Annotated in this window: 15 protein-coding genes; 12 read left to right on the forward strand and 3 right to left on the reverse strand. The window is 61.1% G+C overall.

Annotated features, from left to right (window positions below):
- The first annotated feature begins 128 nt into the window (after positions 1-128).
- From V6F91_RS12215 to V6F91_RS12240, 6 genes are all read left to right on the forward strand, one after another.
- The gene (locus V6F91_RS12215; RefSeq protein ID WP_090286988.1) at positions 129-1,106 is read left to right on the forward strand and encodes a dipeptidase; all 978 of its coding nucleotides are present in this window, start codon (positions 129-131) and stop codon (positions 1,104-1,106) included.
- A 105-nt stretch (positions 1,107-1,211) separates the two neighbouring features.
- A complete protein-coding gene (locus V6F91_RS12220; RefSeq protein WP_005792152.1) occupies positions 1,212-1,742 on the forward strand; it encodes a DUF5943 domain-containing protein in 531 nt (176 codons plus the stop codon).
- Between the two features lie 15 nt (positions 1,743-1,757).
- On the forward strand, positions 1,758-3,818 hold the full coding sequence (gene dgcA / locus V6F91_RS12225) for a dimethylglycine demethylation protein DgcA (RefSeq protein WP_332764687.1): 2,061 nt from the start codon (positions 1,758-1,760) through the stop codon (positions 3,816-3,818).
- 113 nt (positions 3,819-3,931) lie between these two features.
- Positions 3,932-5,881 (forward strand): dimethylglycine demethylation protein DgcB, encoded by a 1,950-nt coding sequence (dgcB, locus tag V6F91_RS12230; protein ID WP_332764689.1) that lies wholly within the window; start codon positions 3,932-3,934, stop codon positions 5,879-5,881.
- Positions 5,881-7,101 (forward strand): electron transfer flavoprotein subunit alpha/FixB family protein, encoded by a 1,221-nt coding sequence (locus V6F91_RS12235; RefSeq protein WP_332764691.1) that lies wholly within the window; start codon positions 5,881-5,883, stop codon positions 7,099-7,101. Before dgcB ends, V6F91_RS12235 begins: the two co-directional genes overlap by 1 nt.
- Before the next feature lie 9 nt (positions 7,102-7,110).
- A complete protein-coding gene (locus V6F91_RS12240) occupies positions 7,111-7,881 on the forward strand; it encodes an electron transfer flavoprotein subunit beta (RefSeq protein WP_332764693.1) in 771 nt (256 codons plus the stop codon).
- Between the two features lie 932 nt (positions 7,882-8,813).
- On the opposite strand, the gene gbcA is transcribed toward V6F91_RS12240, so the two are convergent.
- Complete coding sequence (gene gbcA, locus V6F91_RS12245) at positions 8,814-10,109, reverse strand: glycine-betaine demethylase subunit GbcA (protein ID WP_016772823.1); 1,296 nt, start codon at positions 10,107-10,109, stop codon at positions 8,814-8,816.
- Positions 10,110-10,405: 296 nt separating this feature from the next.
- Here gbcA and gbcB point away from each other — a divergent pair, with 296 nt between their 5' ends.
- On the forward strand, positions 10,406-11,506 hold the full coding sequence (gene gbcB / locus V6F91_RS12250; RefSeq protein ID WP_332764695.1) for a glycine-betaine demethylase subunit GbcB: 1,101 nt from the start codon (positions 10,406-10,408) through the stop codon (positions 11,504-11,506).
- A 208-nt stretch (positions 11,507-11,714) separates the two neighbouring features.
- Here gbcB and V6F91_RS12255 read toward each other — a convergent pair whose 3' ends face one another.
- Both V6F91_RS12255 and V6F91_RS12260 read right to left on the reverse strand, forming a co-directional pair.
- A complete protein-coding gene (locus tag V6F91_RS12255; protein WP_332764697.1) occupies positions 11,715-12,539 on the reverse strand; it encodes an NAD(P)-dependent oxidoreductase in 825 nt (274 codons plus the stop codon).
- 132 nt (positions 12,540-12,671) lie between these two features.
- Positions 12,672-13,712 carry a low specificity L-threonine aldolase gene (locus tag V6F91_RS12260; RefSeq protein WP_090286977.1) on the reverse strand — a complete coding sequence of 347 codons (1,041 nt, stop codon included), beginning with the start codon at positions 13,710-13,712 and terminating at the stop codon, positions 12,672-12,674.
- 126 nt (positions 13,713-13,838) lie between these two features.
- Here V6F91_RS12260 and V6F91_RS12265 point away from each other — a divergent pair, with 126 nt between their 5' ends.
- The 5 genes from V6F91_RS12265 (at position 13,839) to V6F91_RS12290 (ending at position 20,859) form a co-directional block, all read left to right on the forward strand.
- Entirely contained in the window at positions 13,839-14,549 is a 711-nt protein-coding gene (locus V6F91_RS12265) for a TraX family protein (protein WP_332764909.1), read from the forward strand.
- A 285-nt stretch (positions 14,550-14,834) separates the two neighbouring features.
- On the forward strand, positions 14,835-16,088 hold the full coding sequence (gene glyA / locus V6F91_RS12275) for a serine hydroxymethyltransferase (protein ID WP_024014589.1): 1,254 nt from the start codon (positions 14,835-14,837) through the stop codon (positions 16,086-16,088).
- A 20-nt stretch (positions 16,089-16,108) separates the two neighbouring features.
- On the forward strand, positions 16,109-17,359 hold the full coding sequence (locus tag V6F91_RS12280) for a sarcosine oxidase subunit beta (RefSeq protein ID WP_332764702.1): 1,251 nt from the start codon (positions 16,109-16,111) through the stop codon (positions 17,357-17,359).
- A gap of 156 nt (positions 17,360-17,515) precedes the next feature.
- On the forward strand, positions 17,516-17,845 hold the full coding sequence (locus V6F91_RS12285) for a sarcosine oxidase subunit delta (protein WP_090286971.1): 330 nt from the start codon (positions 17,516-17,518) through the stop codon (positions 17,843-17,845).
- Positions 17,842-20,859 (forward strand): sarcosine oxidase subunit alpha, encoded by a 3,018-nt coding sequence (locus tag V6F91_RS12290; protein ID WP_332764703.1) that lies wholly within the window; start codon positions 17,842-17,844, stop codon positions 20,857-20,859. The genes V6F91_RS12285 and V6F91_RS12290 overlap by 4 nt, the downstream gene beginning before the upstream one ends.
- The last annotated feature ends 160 nt before the right edge of the window (positions 20,860-21,019 follow it).

Raw genomic sequence — 21,019 nt, forward strand, 5'->3', positions numbered from 1 at the left:
CGCGGATTGACGCTTTCGGCAATTCCCCTGTCGTTTTTGCACCCGGTCGCCCCGACACCTAGGCATATGCTGGCCCCAAAGCGCCGGCAGAAGATTCGGCGCACGAATTGCCAATAAGGGGACGCCTGATGAGCCCAGCGGAATTACACGCCGACAGCATCGTTATCGACGGTCTGATCATTGCCAAATGGAACCGCGAGCTGTTCGAAGACATGCGCAAGGGCGGTCTGACGGCGGCCAACTGCACTGTGTCGGTGTGGGAAGGCTTTCAGGCGACCGTGAACAACATCGCCGCCAGCCAGAAGCTGATCCGCGAGAACAGCGACCTGGTGATGCCAGTGCGCACCACCGCCGACATCCGGCGCGCCAAGGAGCAGGGCAAGACCGGCATCCTCTTCGGCTTCCAGAATGCCCACGCCTTCGAAGACCAGATCGGCTATGTCGAGGTGTTCAAGCAGCTCGGCGTTGGCATCGTGCAGATGTGCTACAACACCCAGAACCTGGTCGGCACCGGTTGCTACGAGCGTGACGGAGGGCTGTCGGGTTTCGGCCGCGAGATCGTCGCCGAAATGAACCGCGTCGGCGTCATGTGCGACCTGTCTCACGTCGGTTCCAAGACTTCGGAAGAAGTCATCCTCGAATCGAAAAAACCGGTGTGCTACTCGCACTGTCTGCCGTCGGGTCTCAAAGAGCACCCGCGCAACAAGTCCGATGCAGAACTCAAATTCATCGCCGACCATGGCGGCTTCGTCGGCGTGACCATGTTTGCGCCGTTCCTCGCCAAGGGCATCGATTCGACCATCGACGACTACGCCGAAGCGATCGAATACACCATGAACATCGTCGGCGAGGACGCGATCGGCATCGGCACCGATTTCACTCAAGGCCATGGCCAGGACTTCTTCGAATACCTGACCCACGACAAGGGCTACGCCCGCCGCCTGACCAGCTTCGGCAAGATCATCAACCCGCTGGGCATTCGCACCGTCGGCGAATTCCCCAACCTCACCGAAACCCTGCTCAAACGCGGCCATTCCGAGCGCGTGGTGCGCAAGATCATGGGCGAGAACTGGGTCAACGTTCTTAAGAACGTCTGGGGCGAATAACGCTTTCTCAAGACCGCCGCCGATCTGCCCCCTCTCCTGAGGGAGAGGGCTGGGGTGAGGGCCGCGGCCAACACTGAACCATCATTTTTCTGGAGTTAAGTTTCCATGGCCAAGATCGCCCCGCAATTGCCTATCGAAGTCGACAGCGAGACCGGTGTCTGGACCTCCGACGCCTTGCCAATGCTGTATGTGCCGCGCCACTTTTTCGTCAACAACCACATGGGCATCGAGGAAGTGCTCGGCGCTGACGCCTACGCCGAAATCCTCTACAAGGCCGGCTACAAGTCTGCCTGGCACTGGTGCGAAAAAGAAGCTGAATGCCACGGACTGGAAGGCGTTGCGGTGTTCGAACACTACATGAAACGCCTGTCGCAACGCGGCTGGGGCCTGTTCAAGATCCAGGACATCGACCTCGATAAAGGCACTGCCAGCGTCAAGCTCGAGCACTCGGCGTTCGTCTACGTCTACGGCAAGGTCGGGCGCAAGGTCGACTACATGTTCACCGGCTGGTTTGCCGGCGCGATGGACCAGATCCTCGAAGCCCGTGGCAGCAAGATTCGCACAGTGGCCGAACAAGTCTACGGAGGCTCCGAAGAGGGCCACGATGACGGCTTGTTCACCGTCAAGCCGTTGTAAGCCGAGGACCGTGAAATGGCTTTCGAAGCAATGTTCCAGCCGATCCAGATCGGCAAACTGACCATCCGCAACCGCGTGCTCAGCACTGCGCACGCCGAGGTCTACGCGACTGACGGTGGCATGACCACCGACCGCTACGTCAAATACTACGAAGAGAAAGCCAAGGGCGGCATCGGCCTGGCCATCTGCGGCGGCTCGTCCGTGGTCGCCATCGACAGCCCGCAGGAATGGTGGAGTTCGGTCAACCTGTCCACCGACCGGATCATTCCGCACTTCCAGAATCTGGCCGACGCCATGCACAAGCATGGCGCCAAGATCATGATCCAGATTACCCACATGGGCCGTCGCTCGCGCTGGGACGGTTTCAACTGGCCGACCTTGATGTCGCCATCGGGCATTCGTGAGCCGGTGCACCGCGCTACCTGCAAGACCATCGAGCCGGAAGAGATCTGGCGGGTGATCGGCAACTACGCCCAGGCCGCGCGCCGGGCCAAGGCCGGCGGTCTCGACGGTGTCGAATTGTCGGCCGTGCACCAGCACATGATCGACCAGTTCTGGAGCCCGCGCGTCAACAAGCGTACCGACGAGTGGGGCGGCAGCTTCGAAGGGCGGATGAAGTTCGGTCTGGAAGTGCTCAAAGCCGTGCGCGCCGAGGTCGGTGACGATTTCTGCGTGGGCATGCGCCTGTGCGGTGACGAGTTCCACCCGGACGGCTTGTCCCACGAGGACATGAAGCAGATCGCCAAGTATTACGACGACACCGGCATGCTCGACTTCATCGGCGTGGTTGGCTCGGGTTGCGACACCCACAACACCCTGGCGAACGTCATTCCGAACATGAGTTATCCACCGGAGCCGTTCCTGCACTTGGCTGCCGGGATCAAGGAAGTGGTCAAGGTGCCGGTGCTGCACGCGCAGAACATCAAGGACCCGAACCAGGCTACGCGCATCCTTGAAGGCGGTTACGTCGACATGGTCGGCATGACCCGCGCGCACATCGCCGACCCGCACCTGATCGCCAAGATCAAGATGGGCCAGATCGACCAGATCAAACAGTGCGTCGGTGCCAACTATTGCATCGACCGTCAGTATCAGGGTCTGGACGTGCTGTGCATCCAGAACGCCGCGACGTCTCGTGAATACATGGGCGTGCCGCACATTATCGAGAAATCCACCGGGCCGAAACGCAAGGTTGTGATCGTCGGCGCCGGCCCGGCCGGGATGGAAGCAGCGCGCGTTGCCGCCGAGCGTGGCCATGATGTGACCCTGTTCGAGAAAAAAGACTTTATCGGCGGGCAGATCACCACCGCGTCGAAAGCACCGCAGCGCGACCAGATCGCCGGCATCACCCGCTGGTTCCAGCTGGAACTGGCGCGCTTGAAAGTCGATCTGCGTCTCGGTACGGCGGCGGATGCCGACACCATCATGGACCTGCGTCCAGACGTAGTGGTGCTGGCAGTCGGCGGGCATCCGTACCTTGAGCAGAACGAGCACTGGGGCGCCGCTGAAGGGCTGGTGGTCAGCAGCTGGGACGTGCTCGACGGGAAGGTCGCGCCGGGCAAGAACGTGCTGGTCTACGACACCATTTGCGAGTTCACCGGGATGTCGGTCGCCGACTTCCTCGCCGACAAGGGCAGCCAGGTCGAGATCGTCACCGACGACATCAAACCGGGCGTGGCCATCGGCGGTACGTCGTTCCCGACCTACTACCGCAGCATGTACCCGAAAGAAGTGATCATGACCGGCGACATGATGCTGGAGAAGGTCTACCGCGAAGGCGACAAGCTGGTGGCGGTGCTGGAGAACGAGTACACCGGCGCGAAAGAGGAGCGGGTGGTCGATCAGGTGGTCGTCGAAAATGGCGTGCGTCCGGATGAGGAAATCTACTACGCGCTCAAAGAGGGTTCGCGCAACAAGGGCCAGATCGACGTCGAAGCGTTGTTCGCGATCCAGCCGCAACCTTCGCTGAGCGAGGCGGGCGACGGCTACTTGCTGTTCCGCATCGGCGACTGCGTGGCACAGCGCAACACCCACGCCGCCATTTACGACGCACTTCGGCTCTGTAAGGATTTTTGACGGCTCAGCTGCAAGCCACAAGCTGCAAGCTGCAAGTAAAAGCACAGCCGGTCCATGCTGCTCTTTCTTGCCGCTTGTAGCTCGCAGCTTGCCGCTCGCCAGAGGTGACTCTGATGTTGAACACCCTTCTTCCAATCCTGTTGTTCGCAGCCCTGGGCCTTGCTGTCCTCGGCGCGTTGCGGCGGATGAACATGTGGCGTCGTGGCCGGGGGGCGAAGGTCGATCTGCTCGGCGGTCTGCTGGCCATGCCCAAGCGCTACATGGTCGACCTGCACCACGTCGTGGCGCGGGACAAATACATCGCCAACACCCACGTCGCCACGGCGGGCGGTGCGGTGGCGTCGATTGTGCTGGCGATTCTGGTGCACGGCTTCGGCCTGCATCACCGCCTCCTCGGTTACGCCTTGTTGCTGATGTCGGCGGTGATGTTCGTCGGCGCGATCTTCATGTACCTGCGTCGGCGCAACCCGCCAGCGCGCCTGTCGAAAGGCCCGTGGATGCGCCTGCCGAAAAGCCTGCTCGCGTTCTCGGCGTCGTTCTTTCTGGTGACCTTGCCGGTGGCGGGGATCCTGCCGGAGAACTTCGGCGGTTGGGTGCTCGCCGCCATTCTCGGTGTCGGTGTGCTGTGGGGCGTGTCGGAACTGTTCTTCGGCATGACCTGGGGTGGGCCGATGAAGCACGCCTTCGCCGGCGCGCTGCACCTGGCCTGGCACCGTCGCCCGGAACGTTTTGGCGGTGGTCGCTCCACTGGTTTGAAAGCGCTGGATTTGAGCAATCCAGACGCACCGCTGGGCGTGGAAACACCCAGGGATTTCACCTGGAACCAGTTGCTCGGTTTTGATGCGTGCGTGCAGTGCGGCAAATGCGAAGCGGCGTGCCCGGCGTTCGCCGCCGGCCAGCCGCTGAACCCGAAAAAACTGATTCAGGACATGGTCGTCGGTCTCGCGGGCGGCACCGATGCCAAATTCGCGGGTAGTCCGTATCCCGGCAAACCCATAGGCGAACACGGTGGCAATCCGCATCAACCGATCGTCAACGGTCTGGTCGATGCCGAAACCCTGTGGTCGTGCACCACCTGCCGCGCCTGCGTCGAGGAATGCCCGATGATGATCGAACATGTCGATGCGATCGTCGACATGCGCCGTCATCTGACTCTGGAAAAAGGTGCGACGCCGAACAAGGGTGCCGAAGTCCTCGAAAACCTCATCGCCACCGATAACCCAGGCGGGTTCGCACCGGGCGGGCGGATGAACTGGGCCGCGGATCTGAACCTCAATCTGCTCAGCGAGAAAAAAACCACCGACGTGCTGTTCTGGGTCGGCGACGGCGCTTTCGACATGCGCAACCAGCGCACCCTGCGTGCCTTCGTCAAAGTACTGAAAGCGGCGAAAATCGACTTTGCCGTGCTCGGCCTCGAAGAACGCGACAGCGGTGATGTGGCGCGGCGGCTCGGCGACGAAGCGACGTTCCAATTGCTCGCCAAGCGCAATATCCAGACCTTGGCCAAATATAGCTTCAACCGCATCGTCACCTGCGATCCGCACAGTTTCCATGTGTTGAAAAACGAGTACGGCGCTTTCGACGGCAACTATCTGGTGCAGCACCACAGCACCTACATGGCCGAGATCATTCAGGCTGGTGCACTCAACCTCGGCCAGCACAAAGGCAACAGCGTGACCTATCACGACCCGTGCTACCTGGGCCGCTATAACGGCGAGTACGAAGCCCCGCGTGAAGTGCTGCGTGCGCTCGGCATCGAAGTCAAAGAGATGCAACGGTCCGGTTTTCGCTCGCGTTGCTGCGGTGGTGGGGGCGGCGCGCCGATCACTGACATTCCGGGCAAGCAGCGCATTCCTGATATGCGCATGGACGACATCCGCGAGACCGGCGCCGAACTGGTGGCCGTGGGTTGTCCACAGTGCACGGCGATGCTCGAAGGCGTGGTCGAACCGCGTCCGCTGATCAAGGACATTGCCGAACTGGTCGCGGACGCGCTGCTCGAAGACGCCGCGCCGAGCAAACCGGCGACACCGGCCAAACGTGAACCTGCGGAGGTGCATTGATGAGCGACATTATCCGCCGCGACCCGCGCGCCGAATGGATCGCGCGCAACCGTCTGCATCCGTTGCACGCGGCCATGCAACCGGCGCAACACAGCTGGATGGGGCCTAACGGCGTCATTCGCAAGAATCTGCACGGTATCGGTTTTATCGGCCCCAACGGCATCAAACGCATTGACCGCAGTGGCGCGCAGCAGGGCGGGGCGGTCAAGCGTTCGGCCACGGTTGAAGTGCAGCTGCCATTGCATCAGGTGCCAGCGCCCGCGTTCTACATCAGCGTAGTGCCGGACATGGTCGGCGGCCGCCTCAGCAGCCACGACCGCGACTTGTTGGGTCTTGCCCATCAATTGGCGGGTACGGACGGTGCAGTGTTGGCGGTGGTGTTTGGCGAGCATAAGGAAAGCGCTTTCGCCACGGCGGGCGTTGATCGCTTGCTGGTGCTCGAAGGCGACGAATTCAGCGGTTATGCACCGGAACAACGGGTGCAAGGGCTGCGGGCTGTGGATAACCAGTTCAACCCGCGCCACTGGCTGCTGCCTGACAGTCGCAGCGGTGGAGGTGAACTCGGCCGACGCTTTGCTGCAGCATTGGGCGAACGCCCGGCAACGCGGGTCTGGCAAGTCAAAGACCAGGAATGCATCGGCCGCGCTGGCGCCGGGCTGCAAGACCTCGCCCGTCCGGTCGCGCGGTTGATTCTGGCGGCGGCCGAGTGCGCCGAGCCGGTCAGCGAAACCCGTCATGAGGCCTTGCCCGTGGAGTTATCCACAAGCGTGGCGCGCAGCCTGTCGCGGATCGACGATCTCGGGGCGGTGGCGGTGGACCCGGGAGCGATCCCGATGGCCGAAGCCGAATTCATTTTTTCCGGTGGCAACGGCGTGAAGGACTGGGCGCTGTTCCACGAAACCGCCGCCGTACTCGGAGCCACCGAAGGCGCGTCGCGGGTCGCCGTGGACGATGGCTTCATGGCCCGTGATCGGCAAGTCGGCGCGTCGGGCACCTGGGTCACGGCGCGGGTGTATGTCGCAGTGGGGATCTCGGGGGCGATCCAGCATCTGCAAGGCATCGGTGCCTGCGACAAGGTCGTGGCAATCAATCTTGATCCGGGATGCGACATGATCAAGCGTGCCGACCTCTCGGTGATCGGCGAAAGCGCAGAGATACTGCAAGCATTGATCGAAGCGGTCGCCGCTTACCGCAACGAAGCCAAGCGCGATGCGGCTTAAGGAAACCCTATGAACACGAACGTTATCAGTCTGGTTTCGATCGGCGCCCACCCGACCTCGGGCCGGCCACGTCGCGCCGAACAGGATGCCCGCGCGGTCGAACTGGGCCTGCAACTGGCTGGGGATAACCTGCAAGTGCTGCACGCTGGCGACATTGCCGAACCGGCCCTGCGCGCTTATCTGGGCATGGGCCTTGAGCAGATGCATGTGCTGGAACAACCGGCTGGCGCCGATGCGCTGCCGGCGCTGACGGCGTACCTGCGCGAAGCGGGTGCGCAGGTCGTGCTGGCTGGCAGCCAGGCGGAAACCGGCGAAGGTTCGGGAATGTTGCCGTTTCTGCTGGCTGAAGGGCTGGGCTGGCCATTGGTGGTCGGGCTGGCGCAGGTCGAGTCGATCAACGAGGGCTCGGCGCTGGTGCTGCAAGCGTTGCCACGCGGCCAGCGGCGACGCTTGAAGGTGAAGCTGCCGTTTCTGGCGACTGTGGATAACGCTGCGCCGAAGCCTCGGCAAAGTGCTTATGGCCCGGCACGACGTGGCGAGTTACAGGCTGATGATGTCGAGGTGGTGGAGGACCAGCTTCTGGCCGTCGCCACGCTGCAACCGGCCAAGCCACGGCCCAAACGCCTGAAAGTGATCAAGGCCAAGAGCGGTGCAGACCGGATGAAGGCCGCTACGGCGAAGGCCAGTGGTGGCGGTGGACAGGTGCTCAAAGGTGTAACTGCGCAGGCTGGTGCCGAAGCCATTCTCAAGTTGCTGATCGAAGAGGGTGTGGTCCGCTGAAAAGCCCCTCACCCTAACCCTCTCCCGGAGGGAGAGGGGACCTACCGTGGTGAATTGGCCAATTACATCGACCTGCGACGTTGCGGTGGCCTTGGTTTGGCCAAACCTGAGACCGCCTCGATCGTTCTATTCGATGTACCTTTACGTGTCGACTCGGTCGGCTCCCTCTCCCTTTGGGAGGGGGCTGGGGTGAGGGTAGGCTGCTTACCCACAATCCCTGTTGGCGGATCTGTGGATAACGTGTTCGCCATTCCCTGCAACCCACGCCAATCAAGCCTTCCAGCGCGATGATCAGAAAGTAATCAGCGTAACCTACGGATTTTCAGAGGTTTTTCTACAAGACCCTGCGAAAACTTGCCCCCAATCTCTGTTGGCGCTTCTGTGGACAACATGTTCGCCGTCCGCTGAAAGCCCTATGGAACAAGGCCTACAAGGATGTGATCATATTTTGATCAAATGAAGCCTTTCTGCAGTAAGAGGCTCATGAACGAGGTCTTTTCCCCAGCCCCGCGCGCTTTCCACAGAACTAGCGAAGTTACCCCCGATCTCTGTTGGCGCTTCTGTGGATAACGTGTTCGCTACCCGCTACAGCCCTCTAAATACGTGGCTTTTAGCGATCTGTTTAAAAAGTGATCAGCCGTTTTCAGAAACCATGATTCTGAATAAGTCACGGTTTTTCTTCATAAATCAGTGAGATATTTTTCAGTTCATCCACAGTTACCCCCAATTGCTGTGGGCGGGTCTGTGGATAACTTGTTTGCGGAAGGCTCCGGGGCTTGCCGGGTATGGCTGGCGGGGTGGTTGATCAGAATTTGTGCGATCAAGGTTTAGAGATGGGGTGAATGTGAAACAGCTATCGCGAGCAGGCTCACTCCTACAGGGGAATGCGTTCCAAACTGTAGGAGTGAGCCTGCTCGCGATGCCTTTGCTTTTTAGCCCTGAACCGGTACACCTTTGAGATAAGGCGCAGGCTCCGCTCCAAGGTTGTTCAACATCCGCTCGCTGTACCAGTCGACAAAGTTGACCACGCCAAACTCATAAGTCTTCGAGTAAGGCCCGGGCTGGTAAGCCGTCGAGTTGATCCCGCGCTGGTTCTCTTCCGCCAGCCGACGGTCCTGATCATTGGTCGCATCCCACACCTGGCGCATGCGCTCGACGTCGTAATCGACGCCTTCAACGGCATCCTTGTGCACCAGCCATTTGGTGGTGACCATGGTTTCCTGGGCGCTGATCGGCCATACGGTGAAGACGATGATGTGGTCGCCCATGCAGTGGTTCCACGAATGCGGCAGATGCAGGATGCGCATCGAGCCCAGATCCGGATTCTTGATGCGGCCCATCAACTTGGCGCAGCCCTGCTTGCCATCGAGAGTCATCGACACGGTGCCCTTGAGCAGCGGCATGCGCACGATGCGGTTGCGCAGGCCGAAGCTGGCGTGGGCGTAAGGAATCTTCTCCGCTTCCCAGGCTGCGGCGGAGGCAGCGACGTGGTCCTTGAACGCCTGATCGGCACGCGGGTCGGTGACGTCGTCCCATTCCAGCAGGGTTTTCAGCAATTCCGGGTGCGACGCGTTGCAGTGGTAGCACTCGCGGTTGTTTTCCAGCACCAGTTTCCAGTTGGCCTTCTCCATCAAGGTGGTGGTGATCGCCACCTTGGTGTTCTCCATGTCGTACGGTTCCATGTAATGGTTGAGCGTCGACAGGAAGTCATCGATGGCCGGCGGGTTCTCCGCCAGGCTGATGAAGATGTAGCCGCCAGCGGTTTTCACGTTCACCGGTTTCAGGCCGTACTGCTTCATGTCGAAGTCGGCGCCCATCTCGGTGCCGGCGAACAGCAGGCGGCCGTCCAGCTCGTAGGTCCACTGGTGGTAGTGGCAGACCAGTTTGGCGACCTTGCCTTTTTCACTGGTGCACAGGCGCGAGCCACGGTGGCGGCAGACGTTGTGGAACGCATGCACCACGCCTTCGGCGCCGCGAATGACGATGATCGGGTTCTTGCCGACCTGCAGGGTCAGGTAGTTGCCCTTGGCCGGGATCTCGCAGGTCATGCCGGCGATCAACCACTCTTTCTGGAAGATCTCCTGCATGTCGATATCGAACAGGCGCTCGTCGCTGTAGAACGGCTGCGGTAGCGAGAAGGTGCGCTCGCGCTCCTGCAACATTTGTGCGGTGGCCTTGCGTGCGGGTTCCAGCGGATCGCCCAGGCTGATTTTTGCGGTGACGTCCATCGATGTAATCCTCATGGCCCTCTGCGTGGCCGGCGAAAGTGGCTGATCAGGTGTGCTGCAAAACGGTTGCTACGCAAGGTGTAAAGAAGTCGTCTTGTGTTGGGGCGAGTGTGGGGCCGGGGCGGCCCCGAACCTTATCCATGGGCGACATGGTGCAATCTGTTCCCGACGCGCAAGCCCCGGTGGTTGGGGGCTGGTCGCGATAAGTATGTCAATGTCGCGGATAGGTAAACGGACGGTCTGCGCTATACGCAGAATCGCCGACATGAGGCCGACAGTCGGCCGTGGAGAACAGCATGTCCAACAGCTTCCTGAATCCGGTCACCACCCAGACCTGGGCCAATGGCCGACACATTGTCCGTTGCGTCAAAGTCATCCAGGAAACCTGGGATGTGCGCACGTTCTGCTTTATGGCCGATCAGCCGATCATGTTCTTTTTCAAGCCGGGGCAGTTCGTCACCCTGGAGCTGGAAATCGAAGGCCAGCCGGTCATGCGCTCGTACACCATTTCCAGCTCGCCCTCGGTGCCGTACAGCTTTTCGGTGACGATCAAGCGCGTGCCGGGCGGCAAGGTGTCCAACTGGCTGCACGACACGCTGCATGAAGGACAAGAGCTGGCGGTGCATGGCCCGGTCGGGCTGTTCAACGCGATCGACTTCCCAAGCCCGAAAGTTCTGTATTTGAGCGGCGGCGTCGGCATCACCCCGTGCATGTCGATGGCGCGCTGGTTCTACGACACCAACGCCAATGTCGACATGACCTTTATCCACAGCGCGCGCTCGCCGAAAGACATCATTTACCACCGCGAGCTGGAACACATGGCGTCGCGGATCGACAACTTCAGCCTGCACCTGATTTGTGAGAAGCACGGTTTGGGTGAGCCGTGGGCCGGGTATCGCGGTTACCTGAACCACAAAATGCTGGAATTGATGGTGCCGGACTTCCTTGAGCGCGAAGTGTTCTGCTGCGGCCCGACGCCGTACATGACCGCGGTCAAGCGCCTGCTGGAAAACGCCGGCTACGACATGGCGCGTTATCACGAAGAATCGTTCGGCGCCACGCCACCGGAAGCGCGTGCCGACGCGGTGGAACAGGCCGAGCAGGCAGCCGATGCGCCGGAAATCGACGCGGCGGATCTCCATCAGGTCGAATTCACCGCCTCGGGCAAGAGCATCCGCGTGGCACCGGGCGAAACCGTGCACGCGGCGGCGGCCAAGCTGGGGCTGATGATTCCGAAAGCCTGCGGCATGGGAATTTGCGGGACGTGCAAGGTGCTGAAACTGGGGGGCGAAGTGGAGATGGAGCACAACGGCGGGATTACCGAGGATGACGAGGCCGAAGGATTCATCTTGTCTTGCTGCAGCGTGCCGAAGGGGGATGTGCGGATTGAGTTCTGAGTGAGGCGGGCTTTAGCGTACGGCTCAACCCTCACCCCAGCCCTCTCCCAGAGGGAGAGGGGGCCGACCGCGGTGTCTTGAGTGATCCTTCGACCTGGAAGATCGAATCGATTATGGATTCGGCAAGGCAAATTCAGATGGGCGTATTCCTCGAGCATCCCCCAATCAGTCCCCTCTCCCTTCGGGAGAGGGCTCGGGTGAGGAGCTTTCAGCCGATAAACAAATCTGGCATGAGTGCCGCGTCGCTTTCCCGATCAAAGCGGTATTGATCGAATTCGGTCACACCGCTCTCACGCAAAATCTCCTCATCAATCAACAACCGCCCAGTGATCTGCCGTCCACCGCTATCCAAAATCACATGGGCCGCATCCGCCATAATTGCCGGCGTCCGCGCCTGCTTGAACGACTCCCGGTTCCCCAACTGAAACTCAATAGCCGCTGTGGCAATCATCGTCTGCGGCCATAGCGAATTGACGCTGATGCCGTAACTGGCGAACTCCTCGCTCATTCCCAGCGTAAGCATGCTCATACCGTATTTAGTCACGGTGTACGGGCTGAACTGCGCAAACCACTTGCTGGCCAGATTCAGCGGCGGCGACAGGTTGAGAATGTGCCCGCGAGATTTTTTCAAATAGGGCAGGGCAGCCTGACTGCACAGCAGCACCGCGCGGGTATTGATCTGGTGCATCAGGTCGAAGCGCTTGAGTTCGATGTGCTGCACACCGGTCAGTTTGATCGCCCCGGCATTGTTCACCAGCGCATCGATAGCGCCGAAATGCTCGTTGGCCTGAGCCAGCGCCTGGCGTACCGCCTCATCGTCACGCACATCGACCTGCAAGGCCAACGCCTTGCCCCCCGTCGCTTCGACCTCCGCTGCGACACTGTGAATGGTGCCGGGCAGCTTGGCGTGGGGCTCGGCGCTTTTTGCCGCGATGACAATGTTGGCGCCGTCCCTGGCCGCACGCAGCGCAATCTCACGGCCAATGCCACGGCTGGCGCCGGTGATGAACAGGGTTTTGCCTTGTAGCGACATGCGCACGCTCCTGATTGTTGTTATGCGAGCAAAGACTCGACAAACACTGTAGACGAAGTCTTCAGGTGCGAACGAAGGGGGGCGATCAGGCGAGCTCTTGTGGGAGCGAGCCTGCTCGCGCTGGGGAGGGGGTCAGGCCGACATGACCTCGCGGATGTCACGCGCCAGTTCGCGGACGCGTTCTTCTTCGGTGTCCCAGGAGCACATGAAGCGTGCGCCGCCCTTGCCGATGAAGGTGTAGAAGCGCCAGTTCTTTGCGGTCAGGGCGGCGATGGCCGGTTCCGACAGTTGCAGGAACACGCCGTTGGCCTGAACCGGGAACATCAGTTCGACGCCGGGAATGTCGCTGACCAGTTCGGCCAGCAGTTGCGCGCAGTGGTTGGCGTGGCGGGCGTATTTGAGCCAGGCGCCGTTTTCCAGAATGCCGACCCAGGGCGCCGACAGGAAGCGCATTTTCGACGCCAGTTGCCCGGCCTGTTTGCAGCGGTAATCGAAGTCTTCAGCCAGTTTGTGGTTGAAGAACAGGATCGCCTCGCCCACCGCCATGCCGTTTTTCGTGCCGCCGAAGCACAGCACGTCGACGCCGGCCTTCCAGGTCAGATCAGCGGGCGAGCAGCCGAGGAATGCGCACGCGTTGGAAAACCGTGCGCCGTCCATGTGCAGGTGCAGGCCCAGCTCCTTGCAGGTGGCGCTGATCGCGCGGACTTCTTCCGGGGTATAGACGCTGCCGACTTCAGTGGCCTGGGTCAGGGTGACTACGCGCGGTTTCGGGTAGTGAATGTCCTGGCGCTTGAGCGCGACTTCGCGGATCGACTGCGGGGTAATCTTGCCGTTTTCAGTGCCGGCGATCAGCAGTTTCGAGCCGTTGGAAAAGAATTCCGGAGCGCCGCATTCGTCGGTTTCGACGTGGGCGGTTTCCGAGCAGATCACGCTGTGGTAACTCTGGCACAGCGACGACAGGGCCAGCGAGTTGGCGGCGGTGCCGTTGAAGGCGAAGAACACTTCGCAGTCGGTTTCGAACAGGTTGCGGAAATGATCGGCCGCGCGGGCGGTCCATTCATCGTCGCCATAGGCGCGCTGGTGGCCGTGGTTGGCCTGTTCCATGGCAGCCCAGGCTTCCGGGCAGATACCGGAATAGTTGTCGCTGGCGAATTGTTGGCTCTTGTCGGTCATGGCCGGCTTCCGTAATCGAGACTCTTGTGAAGGCTCGTGGTCAATGAAGATGCGCACTTTACCGAAGATCTTCCGGGGAGCACATGCGATGTCGGGTGCAGGAAATTACCAGTTTATGGGCCGATTATGCACCTGAGCCGACGCGACGGTGCGCTGGATCTGCTCAAGTGGCTGGCGCTATTGAGTATGGTCCTCGATCACCTGCGATATGTCGGCTTTTCCGCCGATTGGCTGTACGTGCCAGGGCGACTGGCGTTTGCGTGGTTTTGCCTGGCGATGGCGGCGAATCTATCTCGCGACGGTTCGCGGAAAATGGAGTGGCGCTATCTGGGCTGGTTGTTGCTGTTCAGCGCCGTCAGTGAAATTCCGTATCGCTTGTACATTCCTGATCCTGACACGTTGAACGTGATGCCGACGCTGGCGTTGGGGTTGTTGGTGGCGCGCGGTTGGCAGGACTCCTCGTCGGTATCGCGACTGCTGGCAGCCGCTGCGCTGGTGGCCGCGGCGGTTTTTTCAGAACGACTGATGTTTGGTTTTTTTGGCGTTCTGCTGCCTTTGTCGATGCTGCTGATGTTTAGTCGCCCCTGGTATCTCGGTCTGCTGCCGGGGCTGATCTGTCTCGCTGCGAATCAATGGCAGGTGCTGCTCGAGTCGGCGCGGTTCGGCAATCGCGTGGCGATTGTCGGCCTGGCGACTTGTCTGTTGGCGCCAATGCTGGGGATGTTCCTGTTGCGACATGGGCGACATGTCCAGCCACCGCCGATGCGGCGCTGGGCATATGCGCTGTATCCCGCGCATTTCCTGCTGCTGCTCGCCGTCCGCCAGATCATCGCCTGACCCCTGTGGGAGCGAGCTTGCTCGCGAAAGCGGCGTGTCAGTCAACAATGATGTTGACTGACATGGCCTCTTCGCGAGCAAGCTCGCTCCCACAAGGGATCTTCAGCGCTTGCAGGTTTGCGCCTGGCAGGTCATTTCCAGCCATGTCGTAAACGCACCTTTGCGTGGCGCGCGCAGGCATTTGAGCTGTCTGTGCCGGTCATACCATCGCATCAAAGGGCACCGCTGCGATTGCCGGTGCCTTACCGAGACGAATGGCGCACAGATGCCGCTGGGAGAGACGCGATGTTCAGCAAGCAAGACCAGATCCAGGGTTACGACGATGCACTGCTGGCGGCGATGAATGCCGAGGAGCAACGTCAGGAAGATCATATCGAGCTGATCGCGTCGGAGAACTACACCAGCAAGCGCGTGATGCAAGCGCAAGGCAGTGGCCTGACCAACAAGTACGCTGAAGGCTATCCGGGCAAGCGTTACTACGGCGGCTGCGAGCATGTCGATAAAGTCGAAGCGCTGGCCATCGAACGCGCCAAACAGCTGTTCGGCGCCGATTACGCCAACGTCCAGCCGCACTCCGGTTCGTCGGCCAACAGCGCGGTGTACCTGGCGCTGATCCAGCCGGGCGACACCATCCTCGGCATGAGCCTGGCCCACGGCGGCCACCTGACCCACGGCGCGAAAGTGTCGTCCTCTGGCAAGCTCTACAACGCCGTGCAGTACGGCATCAACACCGACACCGGGCTGATCGACTACGACGAAGTCGAACGTCTGGCCGTCGAGTGCAAACCGAAAATGATCGTTGCCGGGTTCTCCGCTTACTCGAAGACTCTGGATTTCCCGCGCTTCCGCCAGATCGCCGACAAGGTTGGCGCGCTGCTGTTCGTCGACATGGCCCACGTCGCCGGTCTGGTCGCCGCCGGTCTGTACCCGAATCCGCTGCCGTACGCTGACGTCGTCACCACCACTACCCACAAGACTCTGCGCGGTCCACGTGGCGGTCTGATCCTGGCGAAATCCAACGAAGAGATCGAGAAGAAGCTCAACGCTGCAGTGTTCCCCGGTGCTCAGGGTGGCCCGCTGATGCACGTCATCGCCGGTAAGGCGGTGTGCTTCAAGGAAGCGCTGGAGCCAGGTTTCAAGGCCTATCAGCAACAAGTGATCGACAACGCCCAGGCGATGGCCAGCGTGTTCATCAAACGTGGCTACGATGTAGTGTCCGGCGGCACCGATAACCATCTGTTCCTGGTCAGCCTGATCCGCCAGGGCCTGACCGGTAAGGACGCCGATGCCGCCCTCGGTCGTGCACACATCACGGTGAACAAGAACGCCGTGCCGAACGACCCGCAGTCGCCGTTCGTGACCTCGGGCCTGCGCATCGGCACCCCGGCGGTGACCACCCGTGGCTTCAAGGTCAGCCAGTGCGAAACCCTCGCCGGCTGGATCTGCGACATCCTCGACAATCTCGGTGACGCCGATGTCGAGGCCAATGTTGCCCAACAGGTGTCGGCCTTGTGCGCAGACTTCCCGGTTTATCGCTGAGCGTTCTGGAGTAAATGACTATGCAACGCTACTCGGGCTTCGGCCTCTTCAAACACTCGCTCAGCCACCACGAAAACTGGCAGCGCATGTGGCGCACGCCCACGCCGAAAAAAGTCTACGACGTGGTCATCGTCGGTGGCGGCGGGCATGGTCTGGCGACTGCTTATTACCTGGCGAAAGAACACGGCATCACCAATGTCGCCGTGGTCGAGAAAGGCTGGCTGGGTGGCGGTAACACCGCGCGCAACACCACCATCGTCCGTTCCAACTATCTGTGGGACGAGTCGGCGCACCTTTACGAACACGCGATGAAATTGTGGGAGGGCCTGTCGCAGGATCTCAACTACAACGTGATGTTCTCCCAGCGGGGCGTCTACAACCTGTGCCACACCCTGCAGGACATCCGTGATTCCGAGCGCCGCGTCAGCGCCAACCGCCTCAACGGCGTTGATGGTGAGTTGCTCAACGCCAAGCAAGTCGCGGAGGAAATTCCGTACCTCGATTGCTCGAAAAATACCCGTTACCCAGTGATGGGCGCCACCGTGCAGCGTCGCGGCGGCGTGGCCCGTCACGATGCCGTGGCGTGGGGCTTTGCCCGTGCCGCCGATGCCTTGGGCGTGGACCTGATCCAGCAGACCGAAGTGATCGGTTTCCGCAAGGAAAACGGCGTGTGCATCGGCGTTGAAACCAACAAGGGTTTCATCGGCGCCAAGCGCGTCGGTGTGGTCACTGCCGGTAACTCCGGGCACATGGCCAAGCTGGCCGGTTTCCGCCTGCCGATCGAATCCCATCCACTGCAAGCGCTGGTGTCCGAGCCGATCAAGCCGATTATCGACAGCGTGATCATGTCCAACGCCGTGCACGGTTACATCAGCCAGTCCGACAAGGGCGACCTGGTGATCGGCGCCGGTATCGACGGCTACAACGGTTACGGCCAGCGTGGTTCGTACCCGGTGATCGAGCACACCGTGCAAGCGATCGTCGAGATGTTCCCGGTGTTGTCCCGCGTGCGCATGAACCGCCAGTGGGGCGGCATCGTCGACACCACCCCGGACGCTTGCCCGATCATTTCGAAAACCCCGGTACCGAACATGTTCTTCAACTGCGGTTGGGGCACCGGCGGCTTCAAGGCCACGCCTGGCTCAGGCAACGTGTTTGCTGCGAGTCTGGCCAAGGGTGAAATGCACCCGTTGGCTGCACCTTTTTCCATCGACCGTTTCCACAACGGCGCCCTGATCGATGAACATGGCGCTGCTGCCGTCGCCCACTAACAAAGGCCCCATGAAAACTACTGCGCTCGGCAATACGGCGTTAAAAACTGGCTCGAAATGCTCACTTAGTAAACTAAGCTCCGCTTTCTCGCCAGTTTTTGCCTTGTCTTGCCTTCGCTCGCTACGTTTTCACGGGGCTTGATAGGAGAAATCCCTATGTTGCATATCTTCTGTCCTCACTGCGGCGAACTGCGCTCCGAAGAGGAATTCCACGCATCCGGCCAGGCGCACATTCCGCGCCCACTGGATCCAGGCGCCTGCACCGACGAGGAGTGGGGCGACTACATGTTCTTCCGCGATAACCCGCGCGGTCTGCACCACGAGTTGTGGGACCACGTCGCCGGTTGCCGGCAGTACTTCAACGTCACCCGCGACACCGTGACCTACGAGATTCTCGAAAGCTACAAGATCGGCGAGAAGCCACAATTCACCGACAAGGCTGGCACTGCGAAAACCGCCACGACGGCGCTGGGAGAGAAGGTATGAGCCAGACCAATCGCCTGTCCAACGGTGGACGGATCGACCGCAACAAAGTGCTGAGCTTCACCTTCAACGGCCAGACCTACAAAGGTTTCGAGGGTGACACCCTGGCCGCCGCGCTGATTGCCAACGGCGTCGACATCATTGGCCGCAGCTTCAAGTACTCGCGTCCGCGCGGCATCTTCGCCGCCGGTGCTGAAGAGCCGAACGCGATTCTGCAGATCGGTGCCACCGAAGCCACACAGATTCCCAACGTGCGCGCCACGCAACAGGCGTTGTACCAAGGACTGGTCGCGACCAGCACCAACGGCTGGCCGAGCGTCAACAACGACATGATGGGCATTCTCGGCAAGGTCGGCGGCAAGCTGATGCCGCCGGGTTTCTACTACAAAACCTTCATGTACCCGCAATCGTTCTGGATGACTTACGAGAAGTACATTCGTAAGGCCGCTGGTCTTGGCCGCTCGCCGACCGAGAACGATCCGGACACCTATGACTACATGAACCAGCACTGCGACGTGCTGATCGTCGGCGCCGGCCCGGCCGGTCTCGCCGCAGCCCTGGCCGCTGCGCGCAGCGGTGCCCGAGTGATCCTGGCCGATGAGCAGGAAGAGTTCGGCGGCAGCCTGCTCGATTCGCGCGAAAGCCTCGACGGCAAACCGGCGATGGAGTGGGTCGCCAGCGTCCTCGCCGAGCTGAAAAACACCCCGGACGTGCTGCTGTTGCCGCGCGCCACCGTCAACGGTTACCACGACCATAACTTCCTGACCATTCACGAACGCCTCACCGATCACCTCGGTGACCGCGCGCCGATCGGTCAGGTGCGCCAGCGTATTCATCGTGTGCGCGCCAAGCGAGTGGTGCTGGCGACCGGTGCCCATGAGCGTCCGCTGGTCTACGGCAACAACGACGTGCCGGGCAACATGCTCGCCGGTGCGGTGTCGACCTACGTGCGTCGCTATGGCGTAGCGCCGGGCAAGAAACTGGTACTGTCGACCAATAACGATCACGCCTATCGCGTCGCTCTGGATTGGCTCGATGCCAGCCTGCAAGTGGTGGCCATCGCCGATGCGCGCAGCAATCCGCGCGGTGCGCTGGTCGAAGAGGCACGCGCCAAAGGCATTCGCATCCTCACCGGCAGTGCGGTGATCGAAGTGCGTGGCAGCAAACGCGTGACCGCTGCCCGCGTCGCCGCGATTGACGTCAAGGCTCACGCGGTGACCAGCCCGGGCGAATGGCTCGACTGCGATCTGGTTGCCAGTTCTGGCGGCTACAGCCCGGTGGTGCACTTGGCTTCGCACCTGGGTGGCAAGCCGATCTGGCGTGAAGACATCCTCGGTTTCGTACCGGGTGAGGCACCGCAGAAACGCGTGTGTGTCGGCGGCGTCAACGGTGTTTACGCCCTCGGTGATTCTCTGGCTGACGGGTTCGAAGGTGGCGTGCGCGCTGCCGCTGAAGCCGGTTTCCAGACCGTCGAAGGTGTGTTGCCGAAAGCCTTGAGCCGCGTCGAAGAACCCACCCTGGCGCTGTTCCAGGTGCCCCACGAGAAAAACTCGGCACGGGCGCCGAAGCAGTTCGTCGACCTGCAGAACGACGTCACCGCTGGTGGCATCGAACTGGCGACCCGCGAAGGCTTCGAGTCGGTCGAGCACGTCAAGCGCTACACCGCGCTGGGCTTCGGCACCGATCAGGGCAAGCTGGGTAACGTCAACGGTCTGGCCATTGCCGCCCGTTCGCTGAACGTGACCATCCCGCAGATGGGCACCACCATGTTCCGCCCGAACTACACGCCGGTGACTTTCGGCGCCGTGGCCGGTCGTCACTGTGGGCACATTTTTGAACCGGTGCGCTACACCGCGCTGCATGCCTGGCATGTGAAGAACGGCGCCGAATTCGAAGACGTCGGGCAGTGGAAGCGTCCATGGTACTTCCCGAAAAACGGCGAGGACATGCACGCCGCGGTCAAGCGCGAATGCAAGGCTGTGCGCGACAGCGTCGGCCTGCTCGATGCCTCGACCCTCGGCAAGATCGACATTCAAGGCCCGGATGCCCGCGAATTCCTCAACCGCGTGTACACCAACGCTTGGACCAAGCTCGACGTGGGCAAGGCGCGTTACGGTTTGATGTGCAAGGAAGACGGCATGGTCTTCGACGACGGTGTCACGGCGTGTCTGGCCGACAACCATTTCGTCATGACCACCACCACCGGTGGCGCTGCCCGCGTGCTGCAGTGGCTGGAGCTGTACCACCAGACCGAATGGCCAGAGATGAAGGTGTACTTCACCTCGGTCACCGACCACTGGGCGACCATGACCCTGTCCGGGCCGAACAGCCGCAAGCTGCTCAGCGCCGTGACCGACATTGATCTGAGCAACGAAGCGTTCCCGTTCATGACCTGGAAAGAAGGTCTGGTGGGTGACGTGCCGGCGCGGGTGTTCCGCATCTCGTTCACCGGTGAGCTGTCGTACGAAGTCAACGTCCAGGCCGACTATGCGATGGGCGTGCTGGAAAAAATCGTCGAGGCCGGCAAGCAGTACAACCTGACGCCGTACGGCACCGAAACCATGCACGTACTGCGTGCCGAGAAGGGTTTCATTATCGTCGGCCAGGACACCGACGGTTCGATGACCCCGGACGACCTGAACATGGGCTGGTGCGTCGGCCGCACCAAGCCGTTCTCGTGGATCGGTCAGCGCGGGATGAACCGTGAAGACTGCGTGCGTGATCAGCGTAAGCAACTGGTGGGTCTGAAGCCGATTGATCCGACCCAATGGCTGCCGGAAGGCGCGCAGCTGGTGTTCAACACCAAGCAGGCGATCCCGATGAGCATGGTCGGCCACGTGACCTCCAGCTACGCGCACAACTCCCTCGGTTATTCATTTGCCATGGGTGTGGTCAAGGGCGGTCTCAAGCGCATGGGCGAGCGGGTGTTCGCACCGCTGGCCGATGGCAGGGTGATCGAGGCGGAAATCGTTTCTTCGGTGTTCTTCGATCCGAAGGGTGATCGCCAGAACATCTGACGGCTTCGGGCCCTGTGGGGTGGCGGATATTGCCTTCGCGAGCAAGCTCGCTCCCACAGGTTTCGGGTTGTTAATGGGATTTGTGTCAGGCATCAGTCCAGTGTGGGAGCGAGCTTGCTCGCGAAGGCGGAGTCACAGCCACCACAAGGGCCGGAACCAA

The sequence above is a fragment of the Pseudomonas koreensis genome, assembly GCF_036668835.1.
Taxonomy (GTDB): Bacteria; Pseudomonadota; Gammaproteobacteria; order Pseudomonadales; family Pseudomonadaceae; genus Aquipseudomonas; species Aquipseudomonas koreensis_I.